15 protein-coding genes and 1 rRNA gene are annotated in these 20,576 nt (G+C 45.6%); 1 reads left to right on the top strand and 15 read right to left on the bottom strand.

All coding sequences use genetic code 11. The annotated features are described in order from the left end of the window. The 13 genes from ACEYV4_RS03255 to pth form a co-directional block, all read right to left on the bottom strand. Nucleotides 1-518, bottom strand: a 16S ribosomal RNA gene (locus ACEYV4_RS03255); the annotation flags it as partial. A 603-nt stretch (nt 519-1,121) separates the two neighbouring features. Then, nucleotides 1,122-1,976 (bottom strand): TrmH family RNA methyltransferase, encoded by an 855-nt coding sequence (locus ACEYV4_RS03250; RefSeq protein WP_373842004.1) that lies wholly within the window; start codon nt 1,974-1,976, stop codon nt 1,122-1,124. A 224-nt stretch (nt 1,977-2,200) separates the two neighbouring features. After that, nucleotides 2,201-3,718 carry a lysine--tRNA ligase gene (lysS, locus tag ACEYV4_RS03245; RefSeq protein WP_373842003.1) on the bottom strand — a complete coding sequence of 506 codons (1,518 nt, stop codon included), beginning with the start codon at nt 3,716-3,718 and terminating at the stop codon, nt 2,201-2,203. A 16-nt stretch (nt 3,719-3,734) separates the two neighbouring features. Beyond that, complete coding sequence (dusB, locus tag ACEYV4_RS03240; RefSeq protein WP_373842002.1) at nt 3,735-4,748, bottom strand: tRNA dihydrouridine synthase DusB; 1,014 nt, start codon at nt 4,746-4,748, stop codon at nt 3,735-3,737. A gap of 110 nt (nt 4,749-4,858) precedes the next feature. Continuing rightward, nucleotides 4,859-5,809: an Hsp33 family molecular chaperone HslO gene (hslO, locus tag ACEYV4_RS03235; RefSeq protein ID WP_373842001.1), complete on the bottom strand. Its 951-nt coding sequence runs from the start codon at nt 5,807-5,809 to the stop codon at nt 4,859-4,861. Nucleotides 5,810-5,874: 65 nt separating this feature from the next. Further along, nucleotides 5,875-8,079, bottom strand: a complete 2,205-nt coding sequence (gene ftsH / locus ACEYV4_RS03230; RefSeq protein WP_373842000.1) for an ATP-dependent zinc metalloprotease FtsH — start codon at nt 8,077-8,079, stop codon at nt 5,875-5,877. Between the two features lie 81 nt (nt 8,080-8,160). Then, complete coding sequence (gene hpt, locus ACEYV4_RS03225; protein ID WP_373841999.1) at nt 8,161-8,703, bottom strand: hypoxanthine phosphoribosyltransferase; 543 nt, start codon at nt 8,701-8,703, stop codon at nt 8,161-8,163. Beyond that, complete coding sequence (gene tilS, locus ACEYV4_RS03220) at nt 8,696-10,117, bottom strand: tRNA lysidine(34) synthetase TilS (RefSeq protein WP_373841998.1); 1,422 nt, start codon at nt 10,115-10,117, stop codon at nt 8,696-8,698. The genes hpt and tilS overlap by 8 nt, the downstream gene beginning before the upstream one ends. Then, nucleotides 10,080-10,583: a S1 domain-containing RNA-binding protein gene (locus ACEYV4_RS03215; RefSeq protein ID WP_373841997.1), complete on the bottom strand. Its 504-nt coding sequence runs from the start codon at nt 10,581-10,583 to the stop codon at nt 10,080-10,082. The genes tilS and ACEYV4_RS03215 overlap by 38 nt, the downstream gene beginning before the upstream one ends. Before the next feature lie 151 nt (nt 10,584-10,734). Further along, nucleotides 10,735-11,085, bottom strand: a complete 351-nt coding sequence (locus ACEYV4_RS03210) for a septum formation initiator family protein (RefSeq protein ID WP_373841996.1) — start codon at nt 11,083-11,085, stop codon at nt 10,735-10,737. Between the two features lie 105 nt (nt 11,086-11,190). After that, nucleotides 11,191-11,457 carry an RNA-binding S4 domain-containing protein gene (locus tag ACEYV4_RS03205; RefSeq protein ID WP_373841995.1) on the bottom strand — a complete coding sequence of 89 codons (267 nt, stop codon included), beginning with the start codon at nt 11,455-11,457 and terminating at the stop codon, nt 11,191-11,193. Between the two features lie 23 nt (nt 11,458-11,480). Then, complete coding sequence (gene mfd / locus ACEYV4_RS03200) at nt 11,481-15,011, bottom strand: transcription-repair coupling factor (protein ID WP_373841994.1); 3,531 nt, start codon at nt 15,009-15,011, stop codon at nt 11,481-11,483. Between the two features lie 40 nt (nt 15,012-15,051). Continuing rightward, a complete protein-coding gene (pth, locus tag ACEYV4_RS03195; RefSeq protein ID WP_373841993.1) occupies nt 15,052-15,612 on the bottom strand; it encodes an aminoacyl-tRNA hydrolase in 561 nt (186 codons plus the stop codon). 227 nt (nt 15,613-15,839) lie between these two features. Between pth and cbpA the strand changes: the two genes are divergently transcribed. Further along, nucleotides 15,840-16,478 carry a cyclic di-AMP binding protein CbpA gene (cbpA, locus tag ACEYV4_RS03190; protein ID WP_373841992.1) on the top strand — a complete coding sequence of 213 codons (639 nt, stop codon included), beginning with the start codon at nt 15,840-15,842 and terminating at the stop codon, nt 16,476-16,478. A 74-nt stretch (nt 16,479-16,552) separates the two neighbouring features. Here the strand turns inward: cbpA and ACEYV4_RS03185 are convergent, their stop codons facing one another. Continuing rightward, nucleotides 16,553-19,066 (bottom strand): collagen-binding domain-containing protein, encoded by a 2,514-nt coding sequence (locus ACEYV4_RS03185; protein WP_373841991.1) that lies wholly within the window; start codon nt 19,064-19,066, stop codon nt 16,553-16,555. 270 nt (nt 19,067-19,336) lie between these two features. Then, nucleotides 19,337-20,575 carry a cytosine deaminase gene (gene codA, locus ACEYV4_RS03180; protein WP_373841990.1) on the bottom strand — a complete coding sequence of 413 codons (1,239 nt, stop codon included), beginning with the start codon at nt 20,573-20,575 and terminating at the stop codon, nt 19,337-19,339. Nucleotide 20,576: the final 1 nt, after the last annotated feature.

Raw genomic sequence — 20,576 nt, 5'->3', positions numbered from 1 at the left:
CCGTCACTGCGTGAACAGTTGCTCTCACGCACGTTCTTCTTCAACAACAGAGTTTTACGAGCCGAAACCCTTCTTCACTCACGCGGTGTCGCTCCATCAGGCTTGCGCCCATTGTGGAAGATTCCCTACTGCTGCCTCCCGTAGGAGTATGGACCGTGTCTCAGTTCCATTGTGGCCGATCAGTCTCTCAACTCGGCTATGCATCATTGCCTTGGTAGGCCGTTACCCTACCAACTAGCTAATGCACCGCGGGCCCATCCTGAAGTGATAGCCGAAACCATCTTTCAAACGAAAACCATGTGGTTTTCGTTGTTATGCGGTATTAGCACCTGTTTCCAAATGTTATCCCCCGCTTCAGGGCAGGTTGCCCACGTGTTACTCACCCGTCCGCCGCTCACTGGTAATCCATCGTCACTTCAGTGCAAGCACGTCAGATCAGTTGGGCCAGTGCGCTCGACTTGCATGTATTAGGCACACCGCCGGCGTTCATCCTGAGCCAGGATCAAACTCTCATATAAAAAGATATAAGAATTTGAGATAGCTCTCAAATTTAAAAGTATTAAGCGAATTGACTTCGCAAATGTTTTGCTCCGATCACCGAAGTGATCAGAGACCCTACACATTTGATTCGTCGAAACTTTGTTCAGTTTTCAAAGGTCTACCACATTAGTATAAAACTAACATAATTATTTTATCATATTTGCTTGATCACTGTCAAGAACTTTTTTTTAGAGCCAAGTCAGTAAATCAAACAAGCGACTTAAGTAATATATCACGTTGCGTTTAGAGTGTCAACAACAATCTAAATCATTGCTATCAAGCTTTCCACGCTCACGCAACATTGACTACTATACCGACTCTTCCCTTGGTTGTCAACAAGTTTATTAATTAATCTTAAATTATTTTTTAAAGCTGAACTTTATTAATTGTCAATGTCTTAATCGGTCAGTTAATGATTAACAAATAAACTATTATTCCCAAAAATATCCGCCTACTATTTAATCAAAGCTCAGGCACAAGTCACTTAAAAGATTATCTTATTCTCTCATCGGTACATACTGTGTAAATTTGCAATATTAAATGGTATGTGTTTGTAATCATTGACAGCAAAAGTTCCTCTTTCACGAGTTATGACGATTTCCCAACTCCCAAAAAGCCAAGGCGGAGGCCGCAGCAACATTTAACGAATCGACCCCAGTCGTCATCGGAATCTTAATCGTAAAATCACTCTGCGCAATCGTTTCTTTTCTCAATCCAGGGCCTTCCGAACCAAGAATAATGGCTAGCTTACCTACCTTAGTCAGACAGGGGTCATCAATGCTGACGGTATTATGACGCAACGCCATTGCCGCTGTCCGATATCCAAAACGATGTAGAAGTTTGATTCCTTCAGATTGCCAGACTTTTGCATCAATATAAGTCCACGGCACTTGGAAAACCGTTCCCATCGCCACACGAGAAGCACGACGATAAAGCGGGTCGGCAGAATCACTCGTTACAATTACGCCATCTATTCCCAGCGCTGCTGCAGAACGGAAAATTGCCCCAACGTTAGCTGGATTAACCACTCGTTCGAGAACCGCGATCCGGGGGTGGTCAACCGGCATTGTTGCCAAAAAGCTGGCTAGACCAGGGCGCTTTACCCGGTGCATTGCCGCAAGTGCGCCACGTAAAAGATTATAGCCGGACAAATGCCGGATCAGAACACTATTAACAACATAAATTGGCGTCTGACCAAGTCCACCCGTTTGGTTAATCGCCATTTCATGATCCAGATCGGCTAAATCACGCTTCAGGACTTTCTCTTCCACCAAAAGAGAAGCCGGCTGGTATCCAGCGCGCAAGGCCCGTTCAATTACCTTGGGACTCTCCGCGATAAATAAGTCCAAAGCATGAAAAAGCTGTGCCTCATTCAACCGCACGTAAGGATCCAAAGCAGCACCGGTCAAGTCTGTCAGAAAAATTAAATTATGCATATTGAACCTACCTTACTCATAATAGTTTATATTTATTTTAGAACTTGAAATACTAAAAGCGATGACTTTTGATAATAAACCAGGCCCTTTTTCCAACTATTTTCATCCCTAAGAGCTCACATAGACAATTTTAAAAGCCATATATCTCCTCACTACTTAAAGAGATACATAGCTTTTGAAATTATTTTCCTAAAAATGGTGTACATACCAATTTAGAAATATTATTACTTCTTCTTTTTCTTAGAAGACTTCTTCCCTTCCTTTTCTGGACGCATCGTTGGGAAGAGAATAACATCCCGAATTGACTTAGCATCAGTCAATAGCATCACTAAACGGTCAATTCCAATGCCTAGTCCTCCCGTCGGCGGCATTCCGTATTCCAGAGCCTTTACGTAATCAAGGTCCACTGGTTCAGCCTCATCATTACCATTAGCCTTTTCTTCCGCCTGCATTTCAAAACGATGCTTTTGATCAATTGGATCGTTTAATTCACTGAAGGCGTTGGCTAATTCGCTTCCGTCAACGTACAATTCAAACCGGTCGGTCATCTTTGGATTTTCCTTATTCCGCTTTGCCAGTGGTGATACTTCTACAGGGAACTCGTAGACAAAGGTTGGTTGAATAAGTGTCTTTTCAACATACTGGTCAAAGAAGGCCCCTAAAATATGACCCTTCTTCCAGAATGGCTTGTATTCAATATGGTGTTCAGCGGCCAATTTCTTAGCATCATCATCGGTCATCTGAGGATCACTAAAGTCAATCCCAGTCTTTTCCTTAACGGCATCGGTCATTGTAATCCGCTTAAAGTCACTAGCGAGATCGATGTCATGGCCCTGGTAGTTAACGTGACCATCATCGGAAACTACTTTAGCAGCAGCCTTGACGATTCCTTCAGTTTCGTCCATGACGTCATGGAAGTCCCAGTAGGCAGCATAGGTTTCCATCGTGGTAAATTCTGGGTTATGGTGTGGGTCCATCCCTTCATTCCGGAAGATCCGGCCCAATTCATAAACCCGCTCAAAGCCACCAACGATTAACCGCTTCAAGTACAATTCCGTGGCAATCCGCAGGTACATATCGATATCTAGAGCGTTGTGGTGGGTAATAAACGGCCGTGCATTGGCACCACCAGCCTGGGTATTCAAAATTGGCGTTTCGACTTCGGTAAAACCATGGTCATCCATGTATTTCCGAACAGCCTTAATGATCGCCGTCCGTTGATGGAAGCGTTTAAAGCTTTCAGGGTTGGCAATCAGGTCCAGGTACCGTTGACGGTAAATGGTCTCAGGATCCGTGACCCCTTCCCACTTGTTTGGCAATGGACGTAAAGCCTTAGCCAGGAAGGTAATCTTATGCGCTCGGACGGTCAATTCACCCGTATTGGTCTTGATGACATCTCCCGTAATACCTAAGAAGTCACCAATATCCGCCCGCTTAAAGATATGGTACGGTTCATCCCCAACCATGTCTTTCCGTGCATAAACCTGGATTTTACCAGTTCGGTCGACAAAATCAGCGAACCCAGCTTTGCCACTGCTCCGCTTTCGCATCATCCGACCGGCGATGGTTACCGTCTTATCCTTATCGTTTAGTTGCTCCTTGTCATACTTATCAAATTCATCGTGTAGCTGTTGGGCTAAATGATCACGCTTAAAGCGCCGGCCAAAAGGCTCAATTCCGGCCTTCTTTAGTTCTTCCATTTTTTCACGACGAACACGCATCTGATCTAGTTCTTGTGACACTAAATTTCTCCTCCTCTTATTGAGCTTGTTTGCGGGCGGCCCGTTTCATCTCCCGCTCTGCTGTTTGTTCAGCAAAGCGATCAAAAATCTCATTCATCTGGTCACGGGTTTCAGCTTCCACCAGTGCCGCCTTAGCTCTGGCAGAATGTGAGATTCCCTTTAAGTAGTAAGTCGAAAGTCCCCGGAATTCCCGAACACCAACGTATTCACCCTTCAGATCAATCAGGCGGTTTAGGTGTTCCTTAGCCATCTTAATCTTCTTTTGGGGAGTCGCTTCCGGTAATAATTCTCCGGTCTCCAGGTAATGAACTGTCCGGGTCAGCATCCACGGATTCCCCATGGCGGCCCGGCCGATCATCGCAGCCGTCGCACCGGTCTGATCAAGAATTTTCTTAGCATCCTCAGGCGTTCGCACGTCCCCGTTGGCCATAAACGGGATTGTCAAATGGTCCGCAACCTCTTTTAGTATATTCCAATTGGCGTGTCCCGTATACATCTGTTTTCGGGTCCGACCGTGCATCGCGATTGCTGCGGCGCCGGCACGTTCAGCAGCCAGGGCATTCTCAACGGCATAGATGTGCTTGTCATCCCAACCGGTCCGCATCTTAACGGTGACCGGCTTCTTTACGGCATCGGTGACATAGGAGACCATTTCATAAACCTTGTTGGGATCAAGCAGCCACCGTGCTCCGGCGTCGGTCTTGACCACCTTATTAACGGGGCAGCCCATGTTGATATCAATCACATCAGCGGCGGTATGCTTATCCACGTACTTAGCGGCTTGCACCAGGGTCTCCTTAGTTCCACCAAAGATTTGAATTCCCATCGGGTGCTCACTTGGATCAACATTCATCATGTTCAGTGTCTTTTTATTGTGGTACATGATTCCCCGATCAGAAATCATCTCACAGACAACGTAACCCGCACCAAATTCTTTACAGATTACCCGAAAGGCCGAATTGGTAACACCTGCCATCGGTGCCACCACAACTTGATTAGGAATTTCAACATTGCCGATCTTCCACTTCATTTTTTCACCTCATTATTCTTTAGAAACTGGGTTGGCCTTCCAGTTCCTCTTTTTTAATGTCCGATAACCCAACTATCATAGCACACCGTGGGTACCGACACCAAAGGCAATTACTTTTGATTTTTCTTTGCCTGCTTCTTCTTAGCAGCTAGTTCCTTGTCAGCGGCAGTATCGGCAACCTTCTTATCGTAGAGCAACTGCAAGTCTTTTTCATTAAATTCATACTTCTTGCCGCAGAATTGGCAAACCGTCTCTGCGTGATGATCTTCATCGATCAACTTCTTCAGGTCCTTAATTGGCAAGCTTTCCAGTGCCCGGGCAAATCGTTGCTTAGAACAGTCACATTCATAACGGACCGGCATCTTATCCAACAGCTTCAGATCATCGCCAAATAACTTGTGCAGAATATCTTCAGGGGTGGCACCATGCCGTAGCATATCCGAAACCTGGGGCATGTTTTTCAGGGTATTTTCCAGTCTAGTGATCGCCGCATCCGATGCCCCTGGCAGAACCTGAATCATAAAGCCACCAGCGACTTCAATACTGTCATCGGTGTTAACAAAAACGGACAAACCAACAGCGGACGGGATCTGTTCAGACTGGGCTAGGTAATACGTAAAGTCGTCCCCAAGCTCGCCGGACACCAGGTTAACTTCCCCGGTGTATGGCGTCTTATCAGTTGGCGCCATCTTGGTAACAGAAAGGGTCCCCTGCTTGCCAACGGCTCCAGCAACATCGATTTTTCCCTTGGCATTAGCAGGAAGATTAACGTGTGGATTGCCCATATAACCCTTAACGGTACCATGGGCAGTCCCGTCAACAACAATGTAGCCAACTGGTCCATTACCCTGAATTTTAACCTTCATTCCGGCATCGCCCTGCAGACCCGCGGTAGCCAAAAGTAAGGTCCCCACTAGGGCCCGGCCAAGGGCGGCAGAAGCAGTGCTCCAGGTGCCATGAATCTCATGTGCCCGTTCCACTAACTGGGTGGCATTAACGGCATAAGCCCGAAATTTGCCATCTTTGGTAATGCTCTTTACTAAGTAATCTGTAGTTTTCATGTAAATCCTCCTCAAACAAAAAATAGGAGCGACCATTCAGTCATGCTCCTATTTTAGCATTTTTATTATTCATCGTGGTCAGAATCAGTCGGGTCATCATGCCTTTCTGGCTTATCCTGGTCATCACGGTGTTCATTTGCAGAATCTGCTGCGCTTGGTTGACTAGAATGGGCAGCAGAAGGCTGAGTTGGTTGCTCACTGGCAGCCAGCTGAGCAGCAGCGGAATGATCGTCAATCTGGTGATTATCATCAGGTTCGTCAGACTTATTCTCCCGCTTTGCATCCTCCTTGCGTTCGAGAGCCCGCTTGGATTCCTCGAAAGTTTGCGCATAGGCAGCTTCATTAGCGGAAGCAGTATCCTTTTCCGGCATCTTCCCAGTCTTATATATGCTGAGAATCTGCTTTGCATTCAAGGTCTCATACTTCAGTAAGGCCTCAGCAATTGCTTTATGCTGCTTTCGGTGGGTCTCGATAATGTGGAGAGCCGTCTCATGACCTTCGTTTAAGATCCGTCGAATTTCTTCATCAACTAAGGCTGCCGTCTTCTGGGAATAGGTTGATTGATCATAACCCTGGCCAGTGAAGACTTGACCAGAACTCCGTAATTCAACCGGTCCAATCTTGTCGCTCATTCCGTATTGGGTAACCATTGCTCGAGCAATCTGCGTAGCCTGCTCAAAGTCGTTAGAAGCACCAGAGGACTGGGACTTGAAGATTAACTCTTCGGCGGCCCGACCACCCATTAAACCGGCGATCTGTTCCTTGGCGTTCTTCTTCGACATCAGCATTTCATCTTCCCGTGGCAGCATGATGGCATAACCACCAGCCCGGCCACGTGGAACAATTGTGACCTTGTGAACAACTCGGGCATCATTTAGGACTAAGCCAACAATTGTGTGTCCGGCTTCATGGTAAGCCACCGTCTTCCGTTCCTGAGCGGATTCAACCCGGTCATGCTTGGCTGGACCAGCAATTACCCGGTCCTCAGCTTCATCCATGTCAGAAGCGTCGATCTCGTTCTTGTTACGCCGGGCAGCTAACAAGGCTGCTTCGTTTAACAGGTTAGCAAGATCGGCACCAACAAAGCCAGGTGTTTGTCGAGCAATTTCTTTCAAATCAACATCGGCAGCAAGCGGTTTATTCTTAGCATGAACCCGCAAGATGGCTTCACGGCCCTTAACATCGGGACGACCAACCAGAATCTTCCGGTCAAAACGACCTGGCCGCAGGAGGGCTGGATCAAGGACATCCGAACGGTTAGTAGCGGCCATTACAATGACCCCTTCATCGCCTTGGAAACCATCCATTTCAACCAGTAACTGGTTCAGGGTCTGTTCACGCTCATCGTTACCGCCGCCCATGCCGTTACCACGACGACGACCGATGGCATCAATTTCATCGATGAAGATAATCGATGGTGCTGCCTTCTTAGCTTGATTGAACAAGTCCCGAACACGGCTGGCACCGACACCGACAAACATTTCAACGAAATCAGAACCAGAAATTGAGAAGAATGGTACCCCAGATTCACCGGCAACAGCCCGGGCTAACAGGGTCTTACCAGTACCCGGAGGACCCTCCAGGAGTACCCCAGATGGGATCTTGGCACCTAAACGAGTGAATTTCTTTGGATTCTTTAAGAATTCAACAACTTCAACCAATTCCTGCTTTTCTTCTTCTTCACCAGCAACATCGGAAAAACGAACCTTATTCTTCTTCGGATCCGAAGGCTTAACTTTGGTTCTGCCAAAGTTCATTACGCCTCGGCCAGCGCCACCTTGGCCAGCTTGGCCCATCATCATGTAGAAGAAGAAAATCATGATGACTAATGGCAATACCGTCAGCAGCAGGTTCATCCAAACACTATTGGATTCCTCAGCGTGAGTACTGATCTTGACGTTGTGCTGGTCAGCATATCTTTGCAATTGACCAAGGGTAACATCACTCTCTAGAACAGAACTTTGGAATTGAGAAACCTTGTTGCTCCGTTGCGTTGCAAGTGTAAAGCCGCCTGTAGAATCATTATTGGTCTGCGGTTTACGATAGGTCCCCGTGACCTTATAGACTCCACCGTTTGGTTGTAGCTGGACACTCTTAACTTTATTACTCTTCAATTCGGAAATGAATGCACTTTGCGAAACTGTCTTGGACTGCCCGTTGGATTGGTTACCACCAAGGAAGAAGTAGGCAATTCCCATAATGCACAAAAACATCACGGCGTAGAAGAGAACGTTATGAGTGAAATTATTGTTTCTACGATTGTTGTTCATAACAACCTCCTAACTACCAGCAACAGTAAATAATTGTACACACTATGATAGCATACTTGACAAATATTGACTATTAAATAACTAATCTTCTTGGTAAACTGCCGGTTTTAAGATACCAATATAAGGTAAGTTCCGATAAAAGCCCTTGTAATCAAGCCCGTAGCCAACTAAGAATTCATTCGGTACTTGTACACCATAATAGTCAACCTTGACATCATACTTCCGTCCTTCTGGCTTGTCCATCATTGAAGCAGTTTTAATGCTCTTGGCACCCCGCTTTTTTAACAGGTCAATCAAGAACTTCAAGGTGTGTCCACTGTCAACAATATCTTCCATAATCAGAACATCCCGTCCCCGCACATCACTGTTTAAGTCGTGGATCAGTTTCAAATTACCAGTTGATTGGGTGCCACCAAAATACGTAGAAACGTCAATAAAGTCAAGTTGGGCCATGATGTCCATCTTTTCAAGCATATCAACCGTAAATAGGACCGCCCCGGTTAAAACAGAAACCACTAAGGGTCGTTTATCACGATAATCCGCCGTTAGTTGCTTGGCCAGCCGATCGGTCGCTTTTTCAATATCTTCCTTAGTAAATAAAACCTTCTCGATATCGTTATCCATGTTTTTCTCCTCTTTGTTTTCTTATCCCAATCAATAATCGTCGCCAATTTTGTCGGTAGCCAGCTGGTCGAGCAAACCAGCTCCATTTGCGGCCCACCAACCAAACAACGGTGCCTTGAGCATCCACGAGAACAAGCTGTTGTTGACGAACAGTAGTCGGTACTTTTTGATTAATCAGGACCCGGTGTACTTCCTGGTGACCACCACCTTTCAGTAACAGTCGATCACCAGGTTGCCACCGACGCAACCGTAATGGCAATTGTTGAGGTGCCAGCCACATTTCTTGTTGTTGAGTTCCCGACAGTGGAGCAGCAGTGACCACCAAAGCAGTTTGATCATCAATCGGGTATCGTTGGCCCAATTTTACCACACGCACCGTAGCTTTTTGTCGTCGGGTAGTGATTTTCTTAGAATTTTCTAACCAACACCAACCATAATCTTTAACCAACACCCATTCACCGGGTAAGGTTAACCGTCGCTGGGGATGATACGGATTTGCCAAGGCCGTCAAAAGTTGGTCAAGCAAGCGGGTCTTTAGATTGCGAATCCCAGCTTGTTCCAGCCAGGCTTGCAAGATAATCGCCTGCTGGGCGGCCGGCAGAGCAAGCAGCCCCTTAACCCTTAATCGTGGTCCGCTAATAAGCTGGCTTAATTGGGCCTTTACCTGGTGGTCACGCCATAATAATAAGGTTTGTAACTGGTCACGATATTCGAGCAGGTGAGCAATAAAATGCGGATTTTCGGCCCGCAATGACGGAATGATTTGGTGACGGTACCGGTTACGACTAACCGTGAGTTCCCGATTAGTATAATCCTCAAACCACTTTAGTTGGTGACGATGGGCATAGGCGTATAACTCTTGCTTGGTAAATGGTAACAATGGGCGGACTAACCAGCCGGTGGCAAATGAGCGTCGATCACTAATTCCGATTAATTGGTTCAATTGACCGCCCCGGGTAAGTTTCATCATGATTGTTTCTGCCAGGTCATCAGCATGATGGGCGGTTAAAGTCACCCGGGCTCCGTACTTTTTCATTAATTGAGCAAAAAAGGCGTAACGAAATTGGCGTCCCGCCTCTTCAACACCATGACGGGGATGCTCTCTTTGCGGCCAATGAGCAACTGCCAATTCAAGGTGGTGACAGTCACAATAATCACGTATAAAGCGTTCCTCAATCTTACTCTGTTTTCGTAATTCGTGATTAACGTGAGCAACCAATAATTGGGGGCGCTGCTGGGCTGGAAGATGCCGCATTAAATCCAGGAGCACCATTGAATCGACTCCCGTTGAAACGGCAATGATCACCACATCATGCCTAGTAAAAAAGCGGCCCTCTCGCAAGTGCCGCTCAAATTTTGTTTGCATTGTCATTGTCTTAGCTACGCCGGCCACCACGACCGCCACGCTTACCATCAGTTTGACGTTTCAGGGTTGACAGGCGTGATTCACTTTCCTTCATGTAGCCAGCCAACATTTCATCAAAGTTCTCATGCTGGTGGTTATTGTGATGGCGATTATTACCACCAAAGCCACCTCGGTAATTATCATGATGGCCATGGTAGTTATTATTACGTTCATGACGATAATGATGACCCTCACCACGGTGGTTAAAGCGACCATGTCCATGGCCTTCACTATGCTCATGGGGAGCTGCCGCCTTCATTGAAAGGGCAATCTTACCATCGTCACCAATTCGCATTACCTTAACCGTTACCGTATCACCAACTGACAATACATCGTGAATATCCTTAATGTACTTATCAGAAATTTGACTGATGTGTACCAGCCCAGTCTTGTTATCATCTAAATCCACAAACGCGCCAAAATTGGTAATCCCTGAAACTTTTCCTGAAACCTTTGCTCCCACTTCAATTGCCATGAAACTATTGGATCCTCCTCGAATCAAACATACTTTAGTTAGTTAATATTGAGTATACCATACTTGTAGGCTCAAACAAGTCTTGTTTTAAACATTAAACAAAAGACAAAGAAGCCATTCTTGACTGACGGTTCCTTGCCATTGCCCTTTGTTAATTGTTAAGGTTATAAACCGTTTCGCCTTTTTTAGAATAATCATATTTTGAACGGATCACTTGTTGAACATAATCGGGATCATGAAGTTGCTTAATCTGTTGGTTAAGCTCACGTCCCTGCTCCTTTTGACTAGCTAACTCCGACTGGGTCTGTTGAATATTAGCATTGACCTTCGTTAAAGTTCGTCGACTGCTTAAAATTTGGAACCCTAAAATTACAAACAAGACGGCAAAGCAAGCAATAATACGTTCACAACGGTGAATGTGAGCCCGTCGACGCTTAGCGTGATTTAAGCCGACCTGCTGAGCATGAGGGGTTTCAAGTTGAACAATTTTGCGATTTTTCATCTAATTCCCCCTCATTTTTATGGTTTCACTGCTAATTTCAAGTATAGCAATAATTCAACTAAATTGTCCACCATCACTCAACAAAAAATATCAACTTATTTATAATTAATCAAAATTTTCAGCATACTTTTCATCAAGAATTTCGTACATATTCTCGGCTTCGCTCTTCTTAGTTGTTTCGACAATCCGGTTAATCTTAACTACTTCAGTCTTATTGCCAAACTTAATTGTCAGTGTGTCACCAACGGCAACCTTAGTCGATGACTTAGCCGGGTGATCATTAACTAGAATCCGGCCCTGGTCAGCGATCTCTTTAGCAACCGACCGGCGTTTAATAATTCGTGAAACTTTTAAAAACTTATCTAATCGCATAATTTTCCTCCAAATTTAATAAATTAAGCCGCTTGGTGATCAGCTTGAATCTCCTCGCTGAGACCAACTATAAATTTTAACAACTGGTTCAGCCAATCAGCTGTCGACATCTGAGGTTGAATCACCAAACGGACGGTTAACAACTGATCCTGCTCTCCTAAAGTCGCCTTAAACTTGGTCTTAGCCAATTGTTTAATAATCAACGGTGCCTTCACCAGGTGACTACCTTGCAAGCTGAAGGTTACCATAATATTATCCTGCTGACGCTTAATCTGCTTAATTAAAGCCAGGTCAGCATGGTGTTTCAGCTTGCTAATCAATAATAGGTTACCAACCGCGGTTGGATAATCACCAAAACGGTCAATTAGGTCGCCCTGCAAGTCTAACAGCTCATTATCATCACGGGCCTGACGGATGGACTTGTAAAGCTCAATTTTTTGCTTTTGATCATCAATATAGCTATCCGGTAAATAGGCTTCAACCCCGAGTTCAACTTCGGCATCAGACGTATTCTGGGCTTTCTTACCCTGCTTCTTGGCCACCGCATCTGAAAGCATGGCCGAATAGAGGTCATAACCAACGGAATTAATGAAACCATGTTGTTGCTTACCTAAGAGGTTTCCGGCCCCCCGAATAGCCAGGTCCCGCATTGCAATCTTAAAGCCAGAGCCTAATTCAGTAAAGTCTCGAATGGCTGCTAAACGTTTTTCACCAAGTTCGGTCAGAACCTTATTTGGTTGATACATAAAGTAAGCATAGGCAACCCGGTTAGACCGGCCAATTCGCCCTCGGATCTGGTAGAGCTGTGCCAAACCCATTCGATCGGCATTCTCCACAAAGAGCGTATTTACGTTTGGAATATCAACCCCGGTTTCAATAATCGAGGTAGTAACCAGGACATCATAATTGCCCTGAATAAATTCATAAAGCACCGTTTCCAGCTCATTTTCATTCATCTGACCATCAATATAACCGATCGTCGCTTCAGGAACCAACTCTTTTAGTTTGGCAACCGTTTCTTCAATATCACTGACCCGGTTATGTAAGTAGTAAACCTGGCCGCCGCGCTGCATCTCACGCATAATTCCGTCCCGAATGGCCCCTTCATTTTGCTCCATTACATAGGTCTGGATAGGAAAGCGGCCGGCTGGCGGTGTCTCCAGGACGGAGAGGTCACGTACCCCAAGCATTGACATATGGAGAGTCCGTGGAATTGGTGTGGCCGTCAGAGTCAAAACATCCACATTGTTCTTCAATTCCTTCAGACGTTCCTTATGCTTGACACCAAAGCGCTGTTCTTCATCAACAATTACTAGGCCAAGGTCTTTAAAACGAACATCCTTGGATAAAATTCGGTGAGTGCCGACTACGATATCGACCGTTCCATCGGCTAAGCCCTTATCAGTTGCCTTTAGCTGCTTGGTAGTCCTAAAGCGTGACATCAGAGCAATCGTCACCGGGAAGCCAGCAAAACGCTTGGTCAAAGTGTCATAATGTTGCTGAGCCAGAACCGTGGTTGGTACCAAGAAAGCAACTTGTTTGCCACCGGCGACCGCTTTAAAGATCGCCCGCATTGCGACTTCGGTTTTACCATAACCAACATCCCCAACCAGAAGACGGTCCATTGGTCGTGGTCTTTCCATATCTTTCTTAACTTCCTTGATACTACGTAACTGGTCCCGGGTTTCGGTATAAGGAAAATTGGCATCAAACTGCTTTTGTAAGTAATCATCGTGTGGAAAGGCAAATCCCTTCGCCGTTTCTCGTTTGGAATAAAGGTCTACCAGTTCATCGGCAATGTCTTCAACCTTGGAGGCTACTCGACGTTTCGTCTTGGCCCATTCATTACCGCCTAGTTTATTCAACCGTGGGGTTTTCGATTCTGATGAAACATACTTTTGCACCAGGTTCAATTGGGTAACTGGTACAAAGATCTGAGCGTTATCACGGTAATTAATCACCATGTAATCCTGATGGACTCCGTCAACTTCCATTGTTCGAATCCCACTAAAGATGCCAATCCCGTGATTAACATGAACCACGTAGTCACCGGGCTTCAAGTCAGTATAACTTTTCAGCCGTTCGGCATTAGCCAATTTCTGAGGACGGTGACGCTTTTTGGTAACCTGCTTGAACATCTCACCTTCCGTGACTACTACCAAGCCCCCAGCCGGTAGCTCAAAGCCGTCATTTAAGTTAGCAGCCACCAATTGGACCAAGTGAGGTTGCAAATCATCCGGCTGGGTTTCGACCACCTGAACGTCAAACTCACGAAGCGTGCGTGCAATCTGCTGTCGGCGAATCTTGGAATTAGCCATTAAAATGACCGACTCGCCTTGTTCAACCCAGCGTTGCAATTCAGACTTTAGCAGTGGCATCTGACCAAAGAATCTTTGCATCGGTCGGGCCGTCAGCTCAACTAACTGGTTGAAACGCAGGTTACCCATTCCCTTCTTAAAAAGAGCACTAAATAACTGTGGGTGTTCATCAGCATGAATCAATTTATCAAGGTCGTTACTTAGTTGGGGCACAGTTGTCATTTGACGATATTTTACCTTGTCCTCAAGCCAACCATGATCTTCCGCCTGCATCTGGATTGCCGCTTGTTTAATTCGACTAAAATCATCCAGGTAAACCGTCCCGTTATCTGGCAGGTAATCAAGGAGTGAATGTGCATCTGGATAAACCAGGTCACCGAATTCCAGAAGTTCATTTGGCAAGTGATGTTGCTTAAGCGCCGTTATCAACGGGACAAAACGGTTGCTGACCTGCTCTTTGATGTCCTGGTCATCAGCATTTAATTGTCCTTGTAACTGATGATATTCAGTCGTTACTGCCTTCTCTACTCGTGGGAATTCCTTGGGTGGCAAAATGAAGTCCGTCGCCGGCAGGATTTCAACCTTTTGAACATTATTAATACTCTTCTGAGTGCTGGCATCAAAGTAGCGCAAAGAGTCTACCTCGGTATCAAAAAGGTCGACTCGTACCGGGTTATCAGTATTTAAGGCATAAATATCAATAATCGAGCCGCGAATAGCAAAGTCGCCGGGACGAAGAACCATCTTCTGGAGTTGGTAACCCATCGCGCTGAGTTGGTTGCGTGCCGTTTGGGGATCCAACTCACCACCAACAGCGATCTTGAGCGTTGCCCGTTTAAAAAACTCTGGAGAAACAATATTACGTCGTAGACCCGCTGCTGAGGTAACCACAATTGCATTAGATTGATGTTCCAACGCATTCAAGGCCTGAACCCGCTGCAATCGATAATTGGGTGAACTCGTTGCCACTTCTGCTGCTAGAACTTCCTCTACCGGGAACTGATATACCTGCTCTTCTGGTAACAAGTTGTTAAGGTCATCGGCTAACTCTTGTAAATGGGTAACGTTATCCGTCACCGCCAAAATTGGTCGTGACTTTTGCTCTTCTAATGCCGCTAACAGCAACGTTCGCGCTGAACCAGCAATTCCGGTTACTAACACATGCTTCTTTGGCCCTAAAGCTTTTTCAATCTTTTGGTAAGCAGCGGTTTTTTCAATAAAATCCGTTAACTTCAACTCGCTTCATTCACCCCTTCCAATTATTTTATTTACAAAATTAGTTGTAATCATTCATTAGCTGGGCAAAGTTTTCTCCCCGCAGCCAATCTTCTAATGCATGTTCGGCTTGTTCGACTGCGTCATCAAACTTTGGTCGCTCTTCATCAGTAAATTTGCCAAGAACGTGACCAACTACGGTTCCATGCTTGGGATGATCAATTCCTAGCTTGACCCGGTTGAACTGCTTAGTTCCCAAGGCATTAATAATGCTCTTCAAACCATTGTGGCCACCCGAAGCGCCATGGGTTTTGAGACGAATTTGACCGACCGGCATATCAAGATCATCATTAACAATCACTAAGTCTGGCAGTTCAAGCTTGTAATAATCCATTAGTGGTCCGACAGCACGACCAGAGTCATTCATGAAGGTCGTAGGTTTCACCAGCATGACCTTTGTACCATTGATTACTCCCGTGACCGCTACTGCTTCTTGCTTAAGGTGGGTAAAGGCTCCCAGGTGATAATCACGCGCCAGTTGATCAACCACCATAAAGCCAGTATTATGACGGGTCCCATCATAACGGGTTCCAATATTTCCTAGGCCAACAATCATCTTCATCAGTATCAATCCTCCACGTTCTTAAATGCAAAAAGGCCGCACGGAAAGATATCCCGTCCAGCACCAATATTCTACCTCATATTATACCCTAGCTAATTTTGAAACAAAAATAATTACCTTACCAACTGAGCAATTCTTAATTTGTTCTCATTTATTTCTAATAACTAGTGCTAAATTGTGGTATGATGATTAGTGCATTTAAGATAACGAAGCAAAGGAAGTTCATCATGATTTTTAGTTCACTCATTAAAAAGAAGGCTAACTTAACTACTCTCCCAGAAACCGCCACCTTGGCTGAAGCTTTGACCGTACTCGAAAATACCGGTTATCGTTGTGTTCCGGTTCTTGACCAGTCCGGTAAAATTTTCCGTGGCAATATTTACAAGATGCACATTTATCGCCACAAGTCACGAAACGGTGATATGAATCTTCCCGTCACTGCGCTTTTAAAAAACGCCACCAAATTTGTTTCAATTAATTCTGCTTTCTTTTCCGTTTTCTTTGCCATTCGCGACCTCCCCTACATTGCTGTCCTAGACGAAAATAACCAGTTTTACGGTATTCTAACTCACAATAGCTTGTTACGAGTGTTAGCGGAAGGCTGGAACGTTAACAATGGAAGCTATGTTCTAACCGTCGTGGCACCTGATGAACGGGGTGCGTTAATGAACGCCACTAAGGAAATTACCCGCTACTGTCAAATCGTTAACGTCCTTTCCTTTGATCCTCAACACTCATCCGTTAAGCAAATCCTCTTTACCTTACCAGCAGACGTCTCTAAAGGAAAAATGGAAAAGGTGGTACGGCGACTAAATAAGAAGGGCTTTGAGGTTCCCGAAATTGAAGACCTTCACCAACGATATTAATAACGACAAAAGTAAAAGCCAGTTGGCCTGGCAGTCATTTGAAAGTGACTGCTGACCAACTGGTTTTTTATTTGCTATTTTTGCTTCTTTTTCTTATTTGACAGGACACCCAAAGTAATCAGTTGGGCCGTAATTGCCAGGATAAGGCCTGCTAAAGCTAGCTGTTGATGGTCTGCGCCGGTTTGTGGAAGTGTTGTAGCTTGGTCTTGACTACCAGATCCTTGTCCAACGCCTGGTTGACCAACTGAAGTGGCGATAACCGTTGACGAAGTTTGCTGTCCTACGATTGGCGTCACCGCATCCACCTCTGGTACTACTGGTGCAGTTGGTTGAACTGGCCCCGCTGCGGCATCTTCCATTTCAACGCTCGGTTGAATTGGTTGCGGATCGGTCGGTTGTGGATCCGTTGGTTGTGGGTCGGTCGGTTGCGGATCCGTCGGCTGTGGGTCGGTCGGCTGTGGATCCGTTGGTTGCGGGTCCGTTGGTTGTGGGTCAGTCGGTTGCGGGTCAGTCGGCTGTGGATCCGTTGGTTGCGGATCGGTCGGCTGTGGATCAGTCGGCTGTGGATCAGTCGGTTGCGGGTCTGTTGGTTGCGGGTCCGTTGGTTGCGGGTCAGTCGGTTGTGGATCGGTCGGCTGCGGGTCAGTTGGTTGTGGGTCTGTTGGCTGTGGATCGGTCGGCTGCGGATCGGTAGGTTGCGGATCAGTCGGTTGTGGGTCGGTCGGTTGCGGATCAGTCGGTTGTGGATCAGTCGGCTGCGGATCAGTCGGCTGCGGGTCCGTTGGTTGTGGATCTGTTGGCTGCGGGTCCGTCGGTTGCGGATCGGTCGGCTGTGGATCTGTTGGCTGCGGGTCGGTCGGCTGTGGATCCGTTGGTTGCGGGTCCGTTGGTTGTGGATCTGTTGGCTGCGGGTCAGTCGGCTGCGGATCCGTTGGTTGTGGGTCGGTCGGCTGTGGATCTGTTGGCTGCGGGTCAGTCGGTTGTGGATCTGTTGGTTGTTCTGGTTCTTCTATGAAAGACGGTGGGCCAACCGGATGAATATCCCAACGATGGGTTTCCCCACCTTTAACATTTACTATGTTGGCAACAATATTTCCGTCAATGTTGACATGGGCATTAATTGTTGCATTCGGTGCTAAGATGCTGCCCATGAAGCGGCCACTGTGTACATTAATTATCAGTTGCCCCGTGCCAAAATTCCATAAAACGTGGTTAGGCATTGCATGACTTTCACTATTGGCTAACGGATTTTTATTGTCATCGTAATGAAGTAGGATCTGCGTACCAACATTAACCACGACACCATCACTACCGATAACGTTGATCACAATCATTGGCCCATCTGTCCGACTAGAAAGGCCGTAAAGCTTAATTGGCTGTGGTGCATCCAATAATTCTGCCGGAAGATTGATGTAAATCACGTTATTCACCGGTTGAGCATTGGAAACATCCACATAACGATTATTCATGTCGGTAAAATTCTTAATCAGGCCCTTGGATTCCTCCTGAGCAGTGTAGAAATTAGAAGCACTGATCAAACGGCTAAAGACTGCCGGAAAGTCAATGTAACTGCCACCATCACTGTCTTTAAAGACGTCTTCCGCTTTTAAGTTATTCATGTGACGACCATTAATGTAAACTTTTCCATCAATGACCTCGACATTAACATCCTTACCGAAAATCACGTGGTTAAACTGATTATTTCGGAAAGAACCACTTTGCAGAGCTGCTGTTAATTGTTGAATGTAGTAAACGTCACCATTAGTTAGGTTAATTGAGTCTCCTCGTGTACCAAAATCAACGTTGGCATTCAGAATACCAACCGCGATGTTACCATTAACGTCGGCGCCCAGGTTGGCTTCGTTAGCAAAAATATGAAACAGGGACGCTAATAGTAATACACTCTTGGCATTAAGGTGGTTAACGTCGATCCCATACTTGTCCTTAAGAACTGCATCCGTGGAAATTTTGTCTGCTGTATTAATCAACGGTGCTGGAGCAGTACTAGCACTAGCCGGTGCCTGTGAGATAGTAGAGTCACTAGCAGAGTCAGCGGTGCCCATACTCATTACGTTAGAACTAGCATTCATGTTTTCGGCGTTGCTGCTAGCAACTAAGCCATCACTAGCTGCAGGACTTGCAACATTCGAGTCATTTGATTCTACCGGAACGGTATTACTAACGGTTTCACTTGGTGTTACTGGTGATACACTCGCTGGTTCAGCAGACTCTGTTGGTGTCACCGCCCCAATATTAGGGCCATCATTTGCTGATGAAGTACTGCTTGTAACGTTAGTAACCGATGTTAATTCATCTGGATTAATTACTGCTTCATTATTAGTACTTTTACTAACAACATTACTGTTTTCAGCATTATCAATTTCAACATTACTTGTTTCAGCAACCATCTGGGCTGGTGTCGGTTCATTTGTTACTGCTTCATCAGCAGAGGCAGATTGTCCACCAGCGATGAAGAGTAAACCAAGTAACACGGACACCAGGCCAAAGCTAAGTTTGCGCAGGCCGAACCGTTGCTTGCGAGGTTGCATCTTCTTTTCTAATAATTTAATGTTCTTTTTTGATACCATCTGATTTTCCTCCTGTGGTCGAAATAAATTAGAAAGTAGCATCAGTTACTTTTATTTATCAGCCAGTCATGGGGGGGTAATAGTACCCGTGCTTTTAAATAAAATTTTCTTGCTGATTATATTTTAGCAAATGTTTATTTTATAATGACACATTTCAGCGGTTTTATATCAATCCTTAATAAAGCCAAGATTTTCTTAAAAAATAACTCAAAATGCCCGTCAGATCAGTAATTAGCAACTGATTTGACGGGCATTATTTAACTTATTTCCTTATTTTAAGTTGATTTTAGTTTCCGCTGGTTTTGTTTCCGCTAAGATCTTACCATGGCGAATATTATAAAGAACTTCGACGTGCTTATTGAGGGCATTATAGAAATCATGAGCATTTAAGATAATGCAGTTGGCTGGCTTACCGACTTCGATTCCGTACTGGTCACTAATGTGCATTGTCTTGGCACCGTTATAGGTAACATACTTAAAGGCATCTTGCAGTTGGTGATAGCCCATCAAATGAGCAATGTAGACTCCCATCGTAACGGCATCGAGCATATTACCATTGCCTAGCGGATTCCAAGGATCCTGAATGTCATCTTCACCGAAGGAAACGTTAATGCCGGCTTTAGTTAACTCCTTAATCCGGGTAACTCCCCGTCGCTTCGGGTAGGTATCAAATCGCCCACCCAAGTGCACATTGACCAGAGGGTTCGAAACAAAGTTAATCTGGCTCATCTTCAATAGACGGAAGAGTTTGTATGTATAAGCGTTGTTATACGAACCCATCGCCGTGGTATGGCTGGCAGTAACCCGGTCCTTCATCCCCCGTTCATAGGCCTCGGTTGCCAGCACTTCAAGGTTACGGGAAGCTGGATCATCGATTTCATCACAGTGAACATCAACTAACCGGTCATACTTATCCGCCAGAGCCATCAAGAAGTGTACGGATTGCCAACCATATTCGGTCGTAAATTCAAAGTGAGGAATGCCGCCGACCACGTCTAGGCCTTCTTTAACTGCCTGTTCCATCAATTCTCGACCATGAGGATAAGAGAGGATCCCTTCTTGTGGGAAGGCCACTAATTGCAGATCAACTTGATCCTTCAACTCTTCTCGCAGTTCAAGTAAGGCTTGAGCGGCAATCAGGTGCGGATCGGTAACGTCAACGTGACTCCGAATGTGTTGGATTCCATGACCAACCATGTTTTCAATCGTCTTGCGAGCACGCTTCTTAACGTCTTCCTTGGTGAGATCCTGCTTCCGTTCACTCCAGATCCGAATTCCATCAAAGAGCGTTCCACTTTCGTTCCATTCTGGTTGACCCGCCGTCAGGGTAGCATCAAGGTGAACATGGGAATCAACAAATGGTGGCAACAGGATGTTACCCTGGCCATCAATCACCTGTTCGTTAGCAACCGGTGTTAAATCCTGGCCAATTTCCTTAAATTTACCATTAACGATGCGCACATCAGACGTCTTTTCATGGTTATCAATATGGACATTCTTAATTAACATT

The sequence above is a fragment of the Limosilactobacillus sp. genome, assembly GCF_041859915.1.
Taxonomy (GTDB): Bacteria; Bacillota; Bacilli; order Lactobacillales; family Lactobacillaceae; genus Limosilactobacillus.
The sequence above is the reverse complement of the archived record's forward strand: the minus strand, read 5'-3'. Positions and strand labels throughout refer to the sequence as shown.